General features: G+C 64.3%; 15 protein-coding genes. All 15 read left to right on the forward strand.

All coding sequences use genetic code 11. The annotated features are described in order from the left end of the window. Positions 1 to 260, forward strand: a 260-nt coding sequence (locus tag AC1D0P_RS08420; RefSeq protein WP_477676323.1) for a shikimate kinase, incomplete at its 5' end; no start/stop codon positions are given. Between the two features lie 60 nt (positions 261 to 320). Then, positions 321 to 1436: a 3-dehydroquinate synthase gene (gene aroB, locus AC1D0P_RS08425; protein WP_477676324.1), complete on the forward strand. Its 1116-nt coding sequence runs from the start codon at positions 321 to 323 to the stop codon at positions 1434 to 1436. A 29-nt stretch (positions 1437 to 1465) separates the two neighbouring features. Continuing rightward, positions 1466 to 2665, forward strand: coding sequence for a deoxyguanosinetriphosphate triphosphohydrolase (locus tag AC1D0P_RS08430; protein ID WP_477676325.1), 1200 nt, complete (start codon positions 1466 to 1468; stop codon positions 2663 to 2665). 26 nt (positions 2666 to 2691) lie between these two features. Continuing rightward, complete coding sequence (locus tag AC1D0P_RS08435; protein WP_477676326.1) at positions 2692 to 3915, forward strand: MFS transporter; 1224 nt, start codon at positions 2692 to 2694, stop codon at positions 3913 to 3915. A gap of 198 nt (positions 3916 to 4113) precedes the next feature. Continuing rightward, positions 4114 to 5262 carry an ABC transporter substrate-binding protein gene (locus tag AC1D0P_RS08440; protein WP_477676327.1) on the forward strand — a complete coding sequence of 383 codons (1149 nt, stop codon included), beginning with the start codon at positions 4114 to 4116 and terminating at the stop codon, positions 5260 to 5262. A gap of 100 nt (positions 5263 to 5362) precedes the next feature. Beyond that, on the forward strand, positions 5363 to 6070 hold the full coding sequence (locus AC1D0P_RS08445) for a transposase (protein ID WP_477676328.1): 708 nt from the start codon (positions 5363 to 5365) through the stop codon (positions 6068 to 6070). Between the two features lie 238 nt (positions 6071 to 6308). Continuing rightward, positions 6309 to 11054: a glutamate synthase-related protein gene (locus AC1D0P_RS08450; RefSeq protein WP_477676329.1), complete on the forward strand. Its 4746-nt coding sequence runs from the start codon at positions 6309 to 6311 to the stop codon at positions 11052 to 11054. A 102-nt stretch (positions 11055 to 11156) separates the two neighbouring features. Further along, positions 11157 to 12635 carry a glutamate synthase subunit beta gene (locus AC1D0P_RS08455; protein ID WP_477676330.1) on the forward strand — a complete coding sequence of 493 codons (1479 nt, stop codon included), beginning with the start codon at positions 11157 to 11159 and terminating at the stop codon, positions 12633 to 12635. A 208-nt stretch (positions 12636 to 12843) separates the two neighbouring features. After that, positions 12844 to 13689: an ABC transporter ATP-binding protein gene (locus AC1D0P_RS08460; protein WP_477676331.1), complete on the forward strand. Its 846-nt coding sequence runs from the start codon at positions 12844 to 12846 to the stop codon at positions 13687 to 13689. Next, a complete protein-coding gene (gene mlaE / locus AC1D0P_RS08465) occupies positions 13686 to 14480 on the forward strand; it encodes a lipid asymmetry maintenance ABC transporter permease subunit MlaE (RefSeq protein WP_477676332.1) in 795 nt (264 codons plus the stop codon). The genes AC1D0P_RS08460 and mlaE overlap by 4 nt, the downstream gene beginning before the upstream one ends. Positions 14481 to 14599: 119 nt before the next feature. Beyond that, positions 14600 to 15106 carry an outer membrane lipid asymmetry maintenance protein MlaD gene (gene mlaD / locus AC1D0P_RS08470; protein ID WP_436157486.1) on the forward strand — a complete coding sequence of 169 codons (507 nt, stop codon included), beginning with the start codon at positions 14600 to 14602 and terminating at the stop codon, positions 15104 to 15106. Beyond that, the gene (locus tag AC1D0P_RS08475) at positions 15103 to 15882 is read left to right on the forward strand and encodes an MlaA family lipoprotein (protein ID WP_477676333.1); all 780 of its coding nucleotides are present in this window, start codon (positions 15103 to 15105) and stop codon (positions 15880 to 15882) included. The genes mlaD and AC1D0P_RS08475 overlap by 4 nt, the downstream gene beginning before the upstream one ends. Before the next feature lie 202 nt (positions 15883 to 16084). After that, positions 16085 to 16729: an MlaC/ttg2D family ABC transporter substrate-binding protein gene (locus AC1D0P_RS08480; protein WP_477676334.1), complete on the forward strand. Its 645-nt coding sequence runs from the start codon at positions 16085 to 16087 to the stop codon at positions 16727 to 16729. Between the two features lie 15 nt (positions 16730 to 16744). Continuing rightward, complete coding sequence (locus AC1D0P_RS08485; RefSeq protein ID WP_477652439.1) at positions 16745 to 17017, forward strand: STAS domain-containing protein; 273 nt, start codon at positions 16745 to 16747, stop codon at positions 17015 to 17017. A gap of 107 nt (positions 17018 to 17124) precedes the next feature. After that, the coding region (locus AC1D0P_RS08490) for an ATP-binding cassette domain-containing protein (RefSeq protein WP_477676335.1) at positions 17125 to 17313 on the forward strand (189 nt) is incomplete at its 3' end.

Raw genomic sequence — 17313 nt, forward strand, 5'->3', positions numbered from 1 at the left:
ACCTTCGCGAGCGCGCGCAGGTGGTCTACCTGCATTCCATTCCCGAAGAAGTATTTCGCCGCCTGCGGCACGACCAGAACCGGCCCCTGCTCCAGGTGGCCGACCCGCTGGCCAGGCTCAGGGACCTTTATGCCGCGCGCGACCCGCTGTACCGGGAGACCGCCCACTTCGTCATCGAGACCGGGCGCCCTTCGGTGTCCACCCTGGTCAACATGATCCTCATGCAGCTGGAGCTGGCCGGGTTGCTGGCTCCGCCCTGACCGCCCCTTTGGCTGCAAGCGGGTAGCCGCGGCGCAGCGAGTCCCTCTACACTCCCACCTATGCACGCAAATTCCTCTTCAGCGGCGGCGCGGGTCCAGATCGACCTTGGCGAGCGCAGCTATCCGATCGCCATCGGCAACGGGCTTCTCGGCAATGCGCTGACTTACCAGGATCTCCCGAAAGCCGCCACCGCGCTGGTGGTGTCGAATACGACGGTGGCCCCTTTGTATGCGGCGCAACTGAGCCAGGCGCTGCGCCGGCGCTATGGCAAGGTGCTGCTGGTCAGCCTGCCCGACGGCGAAGTCCACAAGGACTGGATCACGCTGCAGCTGATTTTTGACGCCTTGCTCGAGAACGGCTGCGACCGCAAGACGGTGATGTTCGCGCTGGGCGGCGGCGTGGTGGGCGACATGACCGGTTTCGCCGCCGCCAGCTATATGCGCGGCGTGCCCTTTGTGCAGGTGCCCACGACCCTGCTGGCGCAGGTGGATTCCTCGGTGGGCGGCAAGACGGCCATCAACCACCCGCTCGGCAAGAACATGATTGGCGCGTTCTACCAGCCGCTGCTGGTGGTCTGCGACCTCGATGCCCTGGCGACGCTGCCGCCGCGCGAACTGAGCGCGGGCCTGGCCGAGATCATCAAATACGGACCGATCGCCGATATGGACTTCCTGGCGTGGATAGAGGCCAACCTCGACGCCCTGATGGTCAAGGAACCCGCGGCCATGGCCCACGCGATCAAGCGCAGCTGTGAAATCAAGGCTTGGGTGGTGGGCCAGGACGAGCGTGAAACGGGCCTGCGGGCCATCCTGAATTTCGGCCACACCTTTGGCCATGCGATTGAATCCGGCCTGGGCTACGGCGAATGGCTGCACGGCGAGGGCGTGGGCTGCGGCATGGTGATGGCCGCCCACCTGTCCGAGCGGCTGGGCCTGGTCGACATGGCTTTTGTGGAGCGGCTGACCCGGCTGGTGCGGCGCGCCGGTCTGCCGGTCAAGGCACCGGTGCTGTCGGCCACCGACAATGCCGGGCGCTACCTGGAGCTGATGCGCATCGACAAAAAATCCGAAGCCGGCGAGATACGTTTTATCGTGATCGACGGCCCGGGCAAAGCGGCGCTTCGCAGCGCGCCCGACGCGCTGGTGCGCGGCGTGATCGATTTGTGTTGCGCATAGTGCGCGTAACCGCCTGGAGAGCGTGAACCATGACCCTCGCGCCTTATGCCTGTGACCCCGCGCTGTCGCGCGGGCGCCGCTACACCGAACCGGTCGCGCCCACGCGCTCCGACTTCCAGCGCGACCGCGACCGCATCGTGCACTCCACGGCCTTCCGGCGCCTGGTCTACAAGACCCAGGTGTTCCTCAACCACGAGGGCGACCTGTTCCGCACCCGACTGACCCATTCGCTTGAGGTCGCGCAACTGGGGCGTTCCATCGCCCGCACCTTGCAGCTCAATGAGGACCTGGTGGAGGCCATCGCGCTGGCGCACGACCTGGGCCACACGCCCTTCGGCCACGCCGGCCAGGATGCCCTGAACGCCTGCCTCAAAGCCGGCCATCCCGAGAGCGCCGGCTTCGAGCACAACCTGCAAAGCCTGCGCGTCGTGGATGCGCTGGAAGAGCGCTACCCGGCCTACAACGGCCTGAACCTCAGCTTCGAGACGCGCGAGGGCATCCTCAAACATTGCTCCAGGCGCAATGCGCTGCGCATCGAGGCGCGAGAGCCGGGCGGCGTGGCCCGCCGATTTGTGGAGCAGCCCGCCGAAGGCCCGCACTGGCAGCAGCCCAGCCTGGAAGCGCAGCTCGCCAACCTGGCCGACGAAATCGCCTACAACGCGCACGACATCGACGACGGCGTGCGCTCCGGCCTGCWGACGCTGGAGCAATTCGAAGATGTGGAACTCTTCAGCCAATATTGCCGCGAGACGCGGCTGGCTCATCCCGGCCTGCAGGGCCGCCGCTTGCTGTTTGAAACCATACGCCGCATGCTGAGCGCGCAGGTCTACAACGTGATGGACGCGACCTGGGCGGCGATTCACAAGGCGGCGCCCGCGAGCGCTGACGAGGTGCGCCAGCACCCCGCGTTGGTCTGCTTCACGCCGGAGATGGCGCGGCAGTCGGCCTTGCTCAAGCGCTTCCTGCTGCAAAACCTTTATCGCCACCCCAAGGTGGTGGAGACCACACAGGCCGCCAAGCAGGTGGTGCGCGACCTGTTCGAGGCCTACATGGCCGACCCCGCGCAGATGCCGCAGGCCCACATCGACCGCTTTGACGGCATCGACGTCCCGCACGCCGCGGGCGCCAAGCCCGAGCGGGTGGTGGCCGACTACATCGCCGGCATGACGGACCGCTTTGCCGCCAAAGAACATGAACGCCTCAAGGGGCGGGCCGCTTTCGCGGCCTGAACCTTCCCTTCACGCCTTGCCCCCGCGTGACTGAAACCAAGCCGGATACCGTCGCCAGCACGCGAGCCGCCTGGTGCGTGATCGCGGCCGGCGTGGTGGCCGCGCTGCATGTCGGCAAACTGCCGCCCGCTTTGCCCGTGCTGGGCCAGGTGTTGGGCGTCTCGCTGCTGCAGGCCGGTTTTTTGTTGTCGCTGGTGCAACTGGCCGGTATGGCACTTGGGCTGGTGACGGGGCTGGCCGTGCAGCGCGCGGGGCTCAAGCGCAGCATGGTGGCGGGCCTCTGGGTGCTGGCCTCGGCCAGCGCCCTGGGGGCCATGGTGCCTGGTGTTGATAGCCTGCTGGCGACACGCGTCCTGGAAGGCCTGGGATTTTTGTGGGTGGTGCTGCCGGCGCCGGCCCTGGTGCGCCGGCTGGTACCAAAGGAAAAACTGAACGGCATGCTCGGCATGTGGGGCGCTTACATGCCGTTGGGCGCTTCGCTGGCCTTGCTGGGCGGGCCCCACCTTATCGCTTTGGGCAACCCGCAATGGGGCTGGCGCATCCTGTGGTGGCTGCTGGCCGCACTGGCTGCGGTGCTGGCCCTGGTGCTCGCATGGCGGGTGCCGGTGGAGCCGCCCGAGGCGGTCCCGGCGGCCGGCCGGCCCCACGGCGGCCAACTCATCGCGGCAACCCTGCGTTCGCGCGCTGCCTGGCTGATGGCCATGGCCTTTGCGGCGTATTCGGGACAGTGGCTCGCGGTGGTCGGTTTCCTGCCGTCCATCTATGCGCAGGCCGGTGTGGCCGCCAACTGGGCGGGGCCGCTGACGGCGCTGGCCGCCGCCGTCAACATCATCGGCAACGTCGCCGCCGGGCGCTTGCTGGGCCGCGGCCTGCCGCCGCTGGCTTTGCTGGGCGCGGGCTTCCTGGCGATGGGGGGCGGCGCCTTGCTGGCTTTTTCGGGCGTGTCGCCCGCGCTGCAATACGCGGCCATCCTCGGTTTCTCCATGGTCGGCGGCTTGATTCCCGCGACCCTGTTCAGCCTGGCCGTCCGCCTGGCCCCCACTGCCGACACGGTATCCACCACGGTGGGCTGGATGCAGCAATGGTCGGCGCTGGGCCAGTTCGCGGGCCCTCCCTTGGTGGCCTGGGTGGCTGCGGTAGCAGGGGGCTGGCAATGGACGGGCTGGGTCACCGCAGCCAGTTCGGCGCTTGGCCTGCTGCTGGCGTTGCAACTGCACCGCTTGCCGGCTTTGCGCACGCCGGCGCAATAGGGGAAACCGTCATCAATATCTAGATGACAGCGCATAGGCTTATGACGTGTCGGCATTTCCCCGCTGTCTTTTCGCCTTCGCACGGATTACGCTTGAGGTCTGCGCACAATTCGTGACATTTCTTTGGAACAGTAAGCGCATGCTGTATGCAGGCATCAAACCTGCTTTGGCTATTCCCGTATCTCAAAAGGTGTTGTCATGGGTTTCAATCGGCGTCAGTTAATTCTCGGTGGTATGTCGGCAGGCGCTGTGGTGGCAAGTCCCGCGCTGTGGGCGCAAAGCAAGGCCGCGCGAAAAATCGTCATCGGGCAATCCGTGCCGCTCACCGGCGCCGCCGACCAGATCGGCCTGGCCTACCTGAACGGCGCCAAGATTTACTTCGACGCGATCAACGCCAAGAACGGCGCGGGCGGCTACAAGATTGAAGTCAAGGCCCTGGACGACGGCTATACCCCCGCCAAAGCCGCCGCCAATGCCAAGCAATTGATCGACGAAGGTGTGGACGCACTCTTCGGCTTCACGGGCACCRCCAGCAGCGACGCGGCCTTCGCCGCAGCCAAAGCCTCAGGCACGCTGTTCTTCGCGCCCTTTGCCGCGTCCGACGCGCTGCACGATCCCGCGCTCACCAATGTCTTCCATGTGCGTCCCGCGCTGGCCGACGAGGCTTACAAGATCGCGCGCCATTGCGCCACGCTGAACCAGGACCGCATCGCGGTGTTTGCCGAAGACGATGCCATGGGGCGCGGCGGCCTGGCCGCAGTCAACCAGGCGCTCATAGATCTGAAGCGGCCGGCCATCGTCGGTAGCGCCCTGTCGCCGGTCAACAGCGACAAGGTCGACGCGGCCGTGGCAACGCTGATGAAGGCGCAGCCCCAGGCCGTCATCCAGGTCAGCCTGTTCAATTCATCGGCGGCCTTTATCCGCAAGATGCGCCAGGCCGGCTACGGCGGGCAGTTCCTGAATTTTTCCGTCGTCGGCATCGATCCGCTGTTCAGCGCCCTCGGCAAGGAAATCGGTGGTGTGGTGATTTCGCAGGTCGTGCCTTCGCCGCGCAGCACCGGCACGCCCATCATCAAGGAATACCTTGATGTGCTGAACCAGACCGACCAGACCCCCAGCTATGAAAGCGTGGAAGGCTACATCGCCGCCCGCACCTTCGCCGAAGGCGTGCGCCGCAGCGCGGCAGGCAGCGGCAAGCCGGACCGGGCCGGCCTCCAAAAGGCCTTTGAGGCTATGACTGACTACGATGTCGGCGGCTTTCGCGTCAACCTGCGCCCGAAGAAATACGAGTCGGTGCGCGCGATCGACCTGGYCACCATCACACCCGACGGCAAGGTCGTCCGCTAAACGCAGCGGCTTTTGCGGACCGCACGCCCCGGCGCCTTGAGGGTGCAAAAATCAGGGTCAGGTTCCAATATCATGGTGCAAACTCCAGGCATTGCATTCCATGGCCCGTCTTCCGCGTCTGACCCTTCCCGGCTACCCCCACCACATCATCCAGCGGGGCAATAACCGCCAGGCCATCTTTTCCTCCGCCGCCGACCGCCAGATGCTGCTGGGGTTGCTCGACGAAAGCGCCCGAAAGTCCGGCGTTGCCCTGCACGCCTATGTACTGATGGACAACCATCTCCACCTGCTGGCCACGCCCAGCACGGCGGAGGGCCTGCCGCAGATGATGCAGGCCGCGGGGCGGCGTTATGTGCGCTACTTCAACGACAGCCAGGGGCGCTCCGGCACTCTGTGGGAAGGGCGTTACCGCGCCACCGTGATCGAGGCCGAGCGCTACCTGCTGGCCTGCATGGCCTATATGGACCTGAATCCGGTCCGCGCGGGCCTGGTGGCCGAAGCCAGAGACTATCCGTGGTCCAGCCACGGCCATTACGCGGGCCTGCGGGTCGACAGCCTGCTGACGCCGCATCCGCTGGTCTGGGCGCTGGGCAACACGCCTTTTGCCCGCGAGGCGGCTTACGCCGAACTGGTGCGCGCCGGCATCACGTTGGAGCAGCAGGACGTGCTGACCCGCGCGGCCCTCAGCGGCTGGGCATTGGGCGGGGCTGATTTTCTGGCGGAGCTGCAAAAGCGCACGGAGCGCCGGGTGACCAAAAACCAGGCAGGGCGCCCGCCTGCGACGCCAAAGGATGTGCCGGCCTCCTGAGCAAACCTCCTCAGGGGGTTCCGCAGCGGAATTTTATATGTCCCCAATTAAATTCCGATTAATTTAATCGATCTTTAATTGGTATCTGACCCCGTTTAAAGTGCTTGGCATTGTTGTTGCACTGCACTATGCTCCCATTCCCTGCGAAAAATTATGAACCTTGCGGATGGAAGCGTTGCCGGCCTTTTTTCGAGGCCACCCCTGCATCGCCGCCATTCTCAACCGACGAGGAATTGCCATGACCACGGCTGCTGAAATCAAGCATTTTGAAGAAAACGGTTTGTACTCCGGAGCCAACGAGCACGATGCCTGCGGCGTCGGTTTCGTGGCGCACATCAAGGGGCACAAAAGCCATGCCATCGTCCAGCAAGGCCTGAAAATCCTCGAAAACCTCGACCACCGGGGCGCAGTGGGTGCTGACAAGCTCATGGGCGACGGCGCCGGCATATTGATCCAACTGCCCGACGCGCTCTACCGCGAAGAAATGGCGACGCAGGGCGTGCAATTGCCGCCGCCCGGCGAATACGGCGTCGGCATGGTCTTCCTGCCGAAAGAGCACGCTTCCCGACTGGCCTGCGAACAGGCGCTGGAGCGCGCGGTCAAGGCCGAAGGCCAGGTGCTGCTGGGCTGGCGCGACGTGCCGGTCAACCGCGACATGCCCATGTCGCCCACCGTGCGCGAAAAAGAACCCATCCTGCGGCAGATCTTCATCGGCCGCGGCAATGACGTGATCGTCCAGGACGCACTGGAGCGCAAGCTCTACGTCATCCGCAAGACCGCCAGCGCCGCCATCCAGAACCTGCGCCTGACACACAGCAAAGAGTATTACGTTCCCAGCATGTCCAGCCGCACGGTGGTCTACAAAGGCCTGCTGCTGGCCGACCAAGTGGGCACCTACTATCGCGACCTGACCGACACGCGCTGCGTTTCCGCGCTCGGCCTGGTGCACCAGCGCTTTTCCACCAACACCTTCCCCGAGTGGCCGCTGGCCCACCCTTACCGTTACGTCGCGCACAACGGCGAGATCAACACCGTCAAGGGCAACTACAACTGGATGAAGGCGCGCGAAGGCGTGATGTCTTCACCGGTGCTGGGCGCCGACCTGCAAAAGCTCTACCCGATCAGCTTTGCCAGCCAGTCCGACACCGCCACCTTCGACAACTGCCTGGAATTGCTGACCATGGCCGGCTACCCCATCAGCCAGGCCGTGATGATGATGATTCCCGAGCCCTGGGAACAGCACACCACCATGGACGAGCGCCGCAAGGCCTTCTACGAATACCACGCCGCCATGCTCGAGCCCTGGGACGGCCCGGCCTCCATCGTCTTCACCGACGGTCGCCAGATCGGCGCCACGCTGGACCGCAACGGCCTGCGCCCCTCGCGCTACTGCGTGACCGACGACGACCTGGTCATCATGGCCTCGGAATCGGGCGTGCTGCCGATTCCCGAACACAAGATCGTGCGCAAATGGCGTTTGCAACCCGGCAAGATGTTCCTGATCGACCTGGAACAGGGCCGCATGATCGACGACGAGGAAATCAAGGCCACGCTGGCGCACAGCAAGCCCTACAAGCAGTGGATCGAAAACCTGCGTATCAAGCTGGACGACGTGGCCGGCAAGGCCGCAAAGGCCGCTCCGGTGACCGTGCCCGCCGTTTCCGACATTCCTCTGCTCGACCGCCAGCAGGCCTTCGGCTACACGCAGGAAGACATCAAGTTCCTGATGTCCCCCATGGCCGCCAATGGCGAGGAAGCCACCGGCTCCATGGGCAACGACAGCCCGTTGGCCGTGCTCTCGAACAAGAACAAGCCGCTGTACAACTACTTCAAGCAGCTGTTCGCGCAGGTGACCAACCCGCCCATCGACCCGATCCGCGAAGCCATCGTGATGTCGCTGGTGTCCTTCATCGGCCCCAAGCCCAACCTGCTGGACATCAACCAGGTCAACCCGCCGATGCGGCTCGAAGTGAGCCAGCCGGTGCTCAACGTCGCCGACATGCAGAAGTTGCGCGACATCGAGGCGCATACCCAAGGCAAGTTCAAGAGCTACACCCTGGACATCACCTACCCGCTGGCCTGGGGCCACGAAGGCGTCGAGGCCAAGCTGGCTTCACTGTGCGCCGAGGCGGTCGACGCGATCAAGGACGGCAAGAACATCCTGATCGTCAGCGACCGCGGCATCAGCGCCACGCAGGTCGCCATCCCGGCGCTGCTGGCCTTGTCGGCCATCCACCAGCACCTGGTCAAGGAAGGCCTGCGCACCACGGCCGGACTGGTGGTCGAAACCGGTTCGGCCCGCGAAGTGCACCACTTCGCGGTGTTGGCCGGTTACGGCGCCGAAGCCGTGCACCCTTACCTCGCCATGGAAACCCTGGGCGAGCTGTCCAAGGGCCTGCCGGGTGATCTCAGCACCGAGAAAGCCGTCTACAACTACACCAAGGCCATCGGCAAGGGCCTGTCCAAGATCATGTCCAAGATGGGCGTGTCTACTTATATGAGCTACTGCGGCGCGCAACTGTTTGAGGCCATCGGCCTGAACCGCGACGCCGTGGCCAAGTTCTTCACCGGCACCGCCAGCCAGGTCGAAGGCATGGGCGTGTTCGAGATCGCCGAGGAAGCGCTGCGCATGCACCGCGCGGCCTTCAGCGACGACCCGGTGCTGGCCAACATGCTGGACGCCGGCGGCGAATACGCCTGGCGCGTGCGCGGCGAAGACCACATGTGGACGCCCGACGCGATCGCCAAGCTGCAGCATTCCACGCGCTCCAACAACTGGAACACCTACAAGGAATACGCCCAGCTGATCAACGACCAGAATCGCCGCCACATGACCTTGCGCGGCCTGTTCGAGTTCAAGATCGACCCCTCCAAGGCCATCCCGATCGATGAGGTCGAGCCGGCGAAGGACATCGTCAAGCGCTTCGCCACCGGTGCCATGTCGCTGGGCTCCATCAGCACCGAGGCCCATGCCACGCTGGCCGTGGCCATGAACCGCATCGGCGGCAAGAGCAACACGGGCGAGGGCGGAGAAGACCCGAACCGTTACCGCCAGGAGCTCAAGGGCATCCCGATCAAGAAGGGTGAAACGCTCAAAAGCGTGATCGGCCCGAAACAGGTCGAGGTCGACCTGCCGCTGCAGGACGGCGACTCGCTGCGCTCGCGCATCAAGCAGGTCGCGTCGGGACGCTTCGGCGTCACGGCCGAATACCTGGTGTCGGCCGACCAGATCCAGATCAAGATGGCCCAGGGCGCCAAGCCCGGTGAGGGCGGCCAGTTGCCCGGCGGCAAGGTCAGCGAATATATCGGCGCCTTGCGCTACTCGGTTCCCGGCGTGGGCCTGATTTCGCCGCCGCCGCACCACGACATTTATTCGATCGAGGAYCTGGCCCAGCTGATCCACGACCTGAAGAACGTCAACCCGCGCGCCAGCATCAGCGTCAAGCTGGTCAGCGAAGTCGGTGTCGGCACCATCGCGGCGGGTGTGGCCAAGGCCAAGTCCGACCACGTGGTGATCGCCGGCCATGACGGCGGCACGGGCGCCTCGCCCTGGTCGTCCATCAAGCATGCCGGCTCGCCCTGGGAAATCGGCCTGGCCGAAACCCAGCAGACCCTGGTGCTCAACCGCCTGCGCGGACGTATCCGCGTGCAGGCCGACGGACAGATGAAAACCGGCCGCGACGTCATCATTGGCGCGCTGCTGGGCGCCGACGAATTCGGCTTCGCCACCGCGCCGCTGGTGGTCGAAGGCTGCATCATGATGCGCAAGTGCCACCTCAACACCTGCCCCGTCGGCGTGGCGACGCAGGACCCGGTGCTGCGCCAGAAGTTCAGCGGCAAGCCCGAGCACGTCGTCAACTACTTCTTCTTCGTCGCCGAAGAGGCGCGCCAGCTCATGGCACAGCTCGGCGTGCGCAAGTTCGACGACCTGATCGGCCGCGCCGACCTGCTCGATACGCAAAAAGGCATCGAGCACTGGAAGGCCAGCGGCCTGGATTTCAGCCGCCTGTTCTACCAGCCCAACGTGCCGGCCGATGTGCCGCGCCTGCATGTCATGGAGCAGGACCATGCGCTCGGCAAGGCGCTGGATGTGCGCCTGATCGAAAAATCGAAAGCCGCGATTGAAAAGGGCGAAAAAGTCCAGTTCATCGAAGTGGCGCGCAACGTCAACCGCACCGTCGGCGCCATGCTGTCGGGCGAACTGACGCGCCACCATCCGCAGGGCCTGCCCGACGACACCCTGCGCATCCAGCTCGAAGGCACGGGCGGCCAGTCCTTCGGCGCCTTCCTGGCCAAGGGCATCACCATGTACCTGATAGGCGACGCTAACGATTACACCGGCAAGGGCCTGTCCGGCGGCCGCATCGTGGTGCGCCCCAGCATCGACTTCCGCGGCGACGCGGTGAAGAACACCATCGTCGGCAACACCGTGCTTTACGGCGCGACCACCGGCGAGGCCTTCTTCAGCGGCGTGGCCGGCGAGCGTTTTGCCGTGCGGCTCTCGGGCGCCACGGCGGTGGTTGAAGGCACCGGCGACCACGGCTGCGAATACATGACGGGTGGCACCGTCGCGGTGCTGGGCAAAACCGGCCGCAACTTCGCCGCCGGCATGAGCGGCGGCGTGGCCTATGTGTACGACGAGGACGGCCTGTTCGCCACGCGCTGCAACACCTCCATGGTCTCCATGGACCGCATCGTCACCACGGCCGAGCAGCACACCCATGACAAGGCCGACTGGCACGCGGGCGAAAGCGATGAGGAGCTGCTCAAGCGCCTGCTGCAGGACCACAACCGCTGGACCGGCAGCAAGCGCGCGCGCGAACTGCTGGACAACTGGAGCGAGTCGCGCCTGAAGTTCGTCAAGGTCTTCCCGAACGAGTACAAGCGGGCCCTGATCGAGCGCAAGGAGCGCCGCCTGGAAGCCGCGACGGAGACCACCCGGGCCCAGGTCGCCACCAACCAGGAGGCGGTGGCCGCCAAGTAGGCCGCCGGCCTCCACGCTTGCATTGAACCGAAACTGCCCGCGCCCATGATGCATGGGCCGGCAGCCGGAAAAGCTTAAAGAAGAATTGCACAGGACCTCATCATGGGAAAAATCACCGGCTTCATGGAATACGAGCGCGTCGAGGAGGGCTACAAGCCCGTGCCGGAGCGCCTGAAGAACTACCGCGAATTCGTCATCGGGCTGGACGACGCGCAGGCCAACAAGCAGGCCGCGCGCTGCATGGACTGCGGCACGCCTTTTTGCAACAACGGCTGCCCGGTCAACAACATCATTCCCGACTTCAATGACATGGTGTTCCGCGCCGACTGGAAAAATGCCATCGACACGCTGCACAGCACCAACAACTTCCCTGAATTCACCGGCCGCATCTGCCCGGCGCCCTGCGAGGCCGCCTGCACGCTGAACGTGAACGACGACGCCGTCGGCATCAAGTCCATCGAGCATGCCATCATCGACCGCGCCTGGTCCGAAGGCTGGGTCAAGCCGGTGATGCCCAAACACAAGACCGGCAAGAAAGTCGCCGTCGTCGGCTCCGGCCCCGCCGGCATGGCCGCGGCCCAGCAGCTGGCGCGCGCCGGCCACGAGGTGACCCTGTTCGAAAAGAACGACCGCATCGGCGGCCTGCTGCGCTACGGCATCCCCGACTTCAAGATGGAAAAAGTCCACATCGACCGCCGCGTTGAGCAGATGAAGGCCGAAGGCGTGAACTTCCGCACCGGTGTGATGGTTGGCAGCYCCAAAGACCCGTTGGGCAAGGACTCCAAAGTCACCAACTGGGCCAAGGAAAGCATCAGCCCCGAGCAGCTGCAAAAGGACTTTGACGCCGTGATCCTGACCGGCGGCGCCGAGCAATCGCGCGACCTTCCCGTGCCTGGCCGCGACCTGGACGGCGTGCACTTCGCCATGGAGTTCCTGCCCCAGCAGAACAAGGTCAACGCCGGCGACAAGGTCAAGGGCCAGCTGTCTGCCTCCGGCAAGCACGTCATCGTGATCGGCGGCGGCGACACCGGCTCCGACTGCGTGGGCACCAGCAACCGCCACGGCGCCGTCAGCGTCACCCAGTTTGAGTTGATGCCCCAGCCGCCCGAAGAAGAAAACCGCCCCATGACCTGGCCTTACTGGCCGATCAAACTGCGCACCTCCTCGTCGCACGAAGAGGGCTGCGAGCGCGAATTCGCGATCTCCACCAAGGAACTGATGGGCGAAAAGGGCAAAGTTACCGGCCTGAAGACCGTTCGCGTCGAGTGGAAAGACGGCAAGATGGTCGAAGTGCCCGGCTCCGAGCAGACCCTGAAAGCCGACCTGGTGCTGCTGGCCATGGGCTTTGTCTCGCCGGTGGCTTCCGTGCTGGAGGCCTTCGGCATTGAAAAAGACAACCGCGGCAACGCCAAGGCGAGCACCGACTTCACCGGCGGTTATGCCACCAATGTGCCCAAGGTGTTCGCCGCCGGCGATATCCGCCGTGGCCAGAGCCTGGTGGTGTGGGCGATTCGCGAAGGCCGCCAGGCTGCGCGCGCTGTTGATGAGTTCCTGATGGGTTATAGCGACTTGCCTCGCTAAACGCCCTGTTGAACGCAATATCCGGCGGTTAAGGGAATCCAGGCGTTTGCCTGGATGCGCGATGGCCTGCACCGCAAGGTGAGCAGGGCGGAGACCCCACGGTATTACCGGCGGGTATTACTTCCCGGGATGGGTCGGGCCAAACCCCGTATCATTAGGGCATTCCCTTAGCATCCGCCGGCGCCTTCGTCGGCTTTCCTTTTGCCCCATGGCCGACATCTCCGCTTCATCACTGGTTGAATTCAAGGATGTGACCTTCTCCTACCCGGGTTCGGCTGGCGATCGTGTCATCCTCGATAAAGTCACCCTGTCCGTGCCGCGGGGCAAGGTCACCGCGCTGATGGGGGCATCGGGCGGCGGCAAGACCACCGTGCTGCGGCTCATAGGCGGCCAGCAAAAGGCCACCGGCGGCGCCGTGCTGTTTGACGGCAAGGACGTCGGCCAGCTGGTACAGGAAGAACTCTACCTCGCCCGCCGGCGCATGGGCATGCTGTTCCAGTTCGGCGCGCTGTTCACCGATTTGAGCGTGTTCGACAACGTGGCCTTCCCGCTGCGCGAGCACACCGCGCTGGGCGAGCGCCTGATCCGCGACATCGTGCTGATGAAGCTCAACGCCGTGGGCCTGCGCGGCGCGCGCGACCTGATGCCCAGCGAAATCTCCGGCGGCATGGCCAGGCGCGTGGCGCTGGCGCGCGCCATCGTGCTGGACCCCGAACTCATCATGTATGACGAGCCTTTCTCGGGGCTGGACCCGATCTCGCTGGGCACCGCCGCACAGCTCATACGCCAACTCAACGACACCCTGGGCATCACCAGCATCATCGTCTCGCACGACCTGGAAGAAACCTTCCGTATCGCCGACAAGGTCATCATCCTGGCCAACGGCGGCATCGCGGCGCAGGGAACGCCCGACGAGGTCAGGCATTCCACGGACCCGCTGGTGCACCAGTTCGTCAATGCCGAGAGCGAGGGCCCCGTGAAATTCCATTACCCGGGGCCGGGCGTGGAGGCCGACTTCGGCAACGCGGAAGCAGTCAAAAAGGAGCGCGCATGAGCCGCTACAGTCCCGTCGGCCTGGTGTCCGGCCTCGGTTTTGCGGTGCGCAGGCAACTGGTCGACCTGGGTTATGCCGCTCGGCTGATGTCGCGGCTGGTGGCCCTGACCGGGCCGGCGCTGGCCCGCTTTGGTCTGGTGCGCGACCAGATCTTCTTTTTGGGCAACTATTCACTGGCCATCATCGCGGTGTCCGGCCTGTTTGTCGGTTTTGTACTGGGCCTGCAGGGCTACTACACGCTGCAGCGCTACGGTTCGGCCGAGGCGCTGGGCCTGCTGGTGGCGCTCAGCCTGGTGCGCGAACTCGGGCCGGTGGTCACCGCGCTACTGTTCGCCGGCCGCGCCGGCACGGCCCTGACCGCTGAAATCGGCCTGATGAAGGCCGGCGAGCAACTGTCGGCCATGGAAATGATGGCGGTCGACCCGATACGCCGCATCCTGGCGCCGCGCTTCTGGGGCGGCGTCATCGCCATGCCGTTGCTGGCGGCAGTGTTCAGCGCCGTGGGCATCATTGGCGGCTGGCTGGTCGGCGTGGTCATGATCGGTATAGACGCCGGCTCCTTCTGGAGCCAGATGCAGTCCGGCGTGGACGTCTGGCGCGACGTGGGCAACGGCATCATCAAGAGTTTTGTGTTCGGCGTGACCGTCACCTTTGTCGCCCTGCACCAGGGATTTGGGGCCCAGCCCACGCCAGAAGGCGTTTCGCGCGCCACCACGCGCACTGTGGTGGTGGCTTCGCTGGCCGTGCTGGGGCTGGATTTCCTGCTCACCGCGTCGATGTTCAGCCTCTGATCCGGCCTTTCAACCACCCTAAAACATTTTTAATCCGCCCATGAGAAAATCCACCGTTCCAGTGTTCGCCTTGAATGGTCGGTGCAGGGCTGCCCTTCGGGGCCACTGAAAGAAGAACCATGCAACGCTCCAAAAATGATCTCTGGGTTGGCCTGTTTGTCCTGATTGGGGGCGCCGCCATCCTGTTCCTGGCGCTCAAATCCGCCAACCTTCTCTCACTGAATTTCGACACTTCTTACAAGATCACGGCGAAATTCGACAATATTGGCGGCCTGAAGCCGCGCGCCGCGGTTAAAAGTGCGGGCGTGGTGGTCGGACGGGTTGAAAATATCACTTTCGACGACAAGTCCTACCAGGCGAGTGTCAGCCTGGCGATGGAGAGCCGTTATGTGTTTCCCAAGGACAGCTCACTCAAGATTTTGACCAGCGGCCTGCTCGGCGAGCAGTACATCGGCGTGGAGGCCGGCGGGGACGAGAAAAATTTCGCGGCGGGAGACGTGATCAAAAACACGCAATCTGCCGTAGTACTTGAGAATCTGATCAGCCAGTTTTTATACAGTAAAGCGGCGGATAGCAGTTCCGGATCAGGGTCTGCGCCGCCACCAGCGACGACAGAAAAAAAATGACATTCAACAACACAATGAAAAAATCAACAGGGTGGGCCGGCGCTGTTCTCGCAGTAGCGCTGCTTCAGGGATGCGCAACCGGCCCCGGCGCCAATCCGTCCGATCCGCTGGAGCCCTTCAACCGGGCCATGTTCGGCTTCAACGAAGGCCTGGACCGCACCGTCCTCAAGCCCGTGGCCACCGCCTACCGCGACGTCACGCCCCAGCCCGTGCGCACTGGTGTCACCAGCTTCTTCGGCAACATTTCCGATGTCTGGTCCATGGTCAACAACCTGCTGCAGGGCAAGGGCGAAGCGGCCGCCGACAGCCTGTTCCGCGTCACCACCAACACCCTCTGGGGCCTGGGCGGCATATTTGACGTGGCCAGTGAAATGAAGATTCCGAAACACTCGGAAGATTTCGGCCAGACCCTGGGCGTCTGGGGCGTGGGATCGGGTCCTTACCTGGTACTGCCCGTGCTGGGCTCCTCCTCGGTTCGCGATACCGCCGGCCTGCTGGTGGACTCCCAGATGGACGCGGTCACCCAGGCCAGCAATGTCCGTGTCCGCAATACCCTGACGACGCTGCGCGTGGTCAACGTCCGCGCCAACCTGCTGGGCGCCAGTGACGTGCTGGACCAGGCAGCGCTGGACAAATACAGTTTTACCCGCGATATCTACCAGCAGCGCCGCAACAGCCTGATCGGCAATGGGACGGTGGAAAAGGAAGAACGCTTTGACCTGCCTGAAGGCGCGCAGGCCACGCCCGCGCCTGCGCCGGCGCCGGCAGCCAAGTAAGCAGGTGAAACAAGCTTGAACAGGGCCAAAACCAGGCCTTGAGAAGGCCTGGTAGCGCCAATATTTACAAGACTGCCGAATAACTTCATCCCCAGTCCGAACACAATCCCGCAAAATACCTTCGAAACACCGGCTTTCAGCGTGTCATGCATCAACCCGATGCCATGAAGCTGATACCGGGTTTCGACACCGAAGGAACACCATGAAACGCAGAACTCTTGGCCATTTGTTAACCGCCACCCTTAGCCTGGCCCTGCTGGGCGCCGCGCCCTTTGTCCGCGCCCAACAGGTCGAGGCCCCTGACGCCTTGATCAAACGGGTGTCGGCTGAAGTGCTGGACAACATCAAGACCGATAAAGCCGTGAAAGCCGGCGACCTGACCAAAGTGCTGTCCCTGGTTGACAGCAAGATCATGCCCAACGTGAACTTCACGCGCATGACGGCGGCGGCTGTGGGCCGCAACTGGCGCCAGGCCACGCCCGAGCAGCAAAAGAAGCTGCAGGACGAGTTCAAGATCCTGTTGATCCGCACCTATTCCGGCGCCTTGGCACAGGTCAGCGACCAGAGCGTCAGCGTCAAGCCGCTGCGCGCGGAGGCTGCCGACACCGAAGTGGTGGTGCGCACCGAAGTGCTGGGCCGTGGTGACCCCGTCCAGCTCGACTACCGCATGGAAAAAACCCCCACGGGCTGGAAGATCTATGACCTGAACGTGCTCGGCGTGTGGCTGGTGGAAACCTACCGCACCCAGTTCGCCCAGGAAATCAGCACCAAGGGCGTGGACGGCCTGATCGCCTCGCTGGTGCAGCGCAACCAGTCCAACAGCGGCGCAAGCGCCAAGAAGTCCTGAGCGGACGCGCTGCCGGTGCTGACGCTTCCCCCCATCCTCACGCATGCCGAGGCCGCAGGTTTTGCCCGCGGCCTGAAGCAGGCTGTGCTATCCCAGCCGGCCGGGGTGGTGGCGGACGCCGGCGCACTCAAGGAATTTGATTCCTCCGCGCTGGCCGTGCTGCTGGAGTGCCGGCGCGAAGCGCTGGCCGCCGGCAAGGACTTTTCGGTAGCGGGCCTGCCGCCCCGCCTGCGCCAGTTGGCGGGCCTTTATGGCGTTGCCGAACTGATTCCGGCCGCCCAGGCCTGACGCTTCACTCGCAACCAGCCGCCATTGGCCCTCAAGGCGATCCCGCCAAGGGCATTGCACGGCGCGCCCGGTTGAAAAACAGCATCCGCCCTTAAAATGGCGGGCTCATGCCAGCGATCTCATTCCAGTCCGTCTCCAAAACCTACTCCTCCGCGCGAAATCAGACGGGTCCCGTCGTCAAGGCGCTTGACGACGTCAGTTTCGATATCCGGCAGGGCGAATTTTTTGGCTTGCTGGGCCCCAACGGCGCCGGAAAAACCTCCCTCATCAGCATATTGGCCAGCCTGTCGCGCGCC

The organism is Polaromonas sp. P1_G2 (assembly GCF_056405515.1).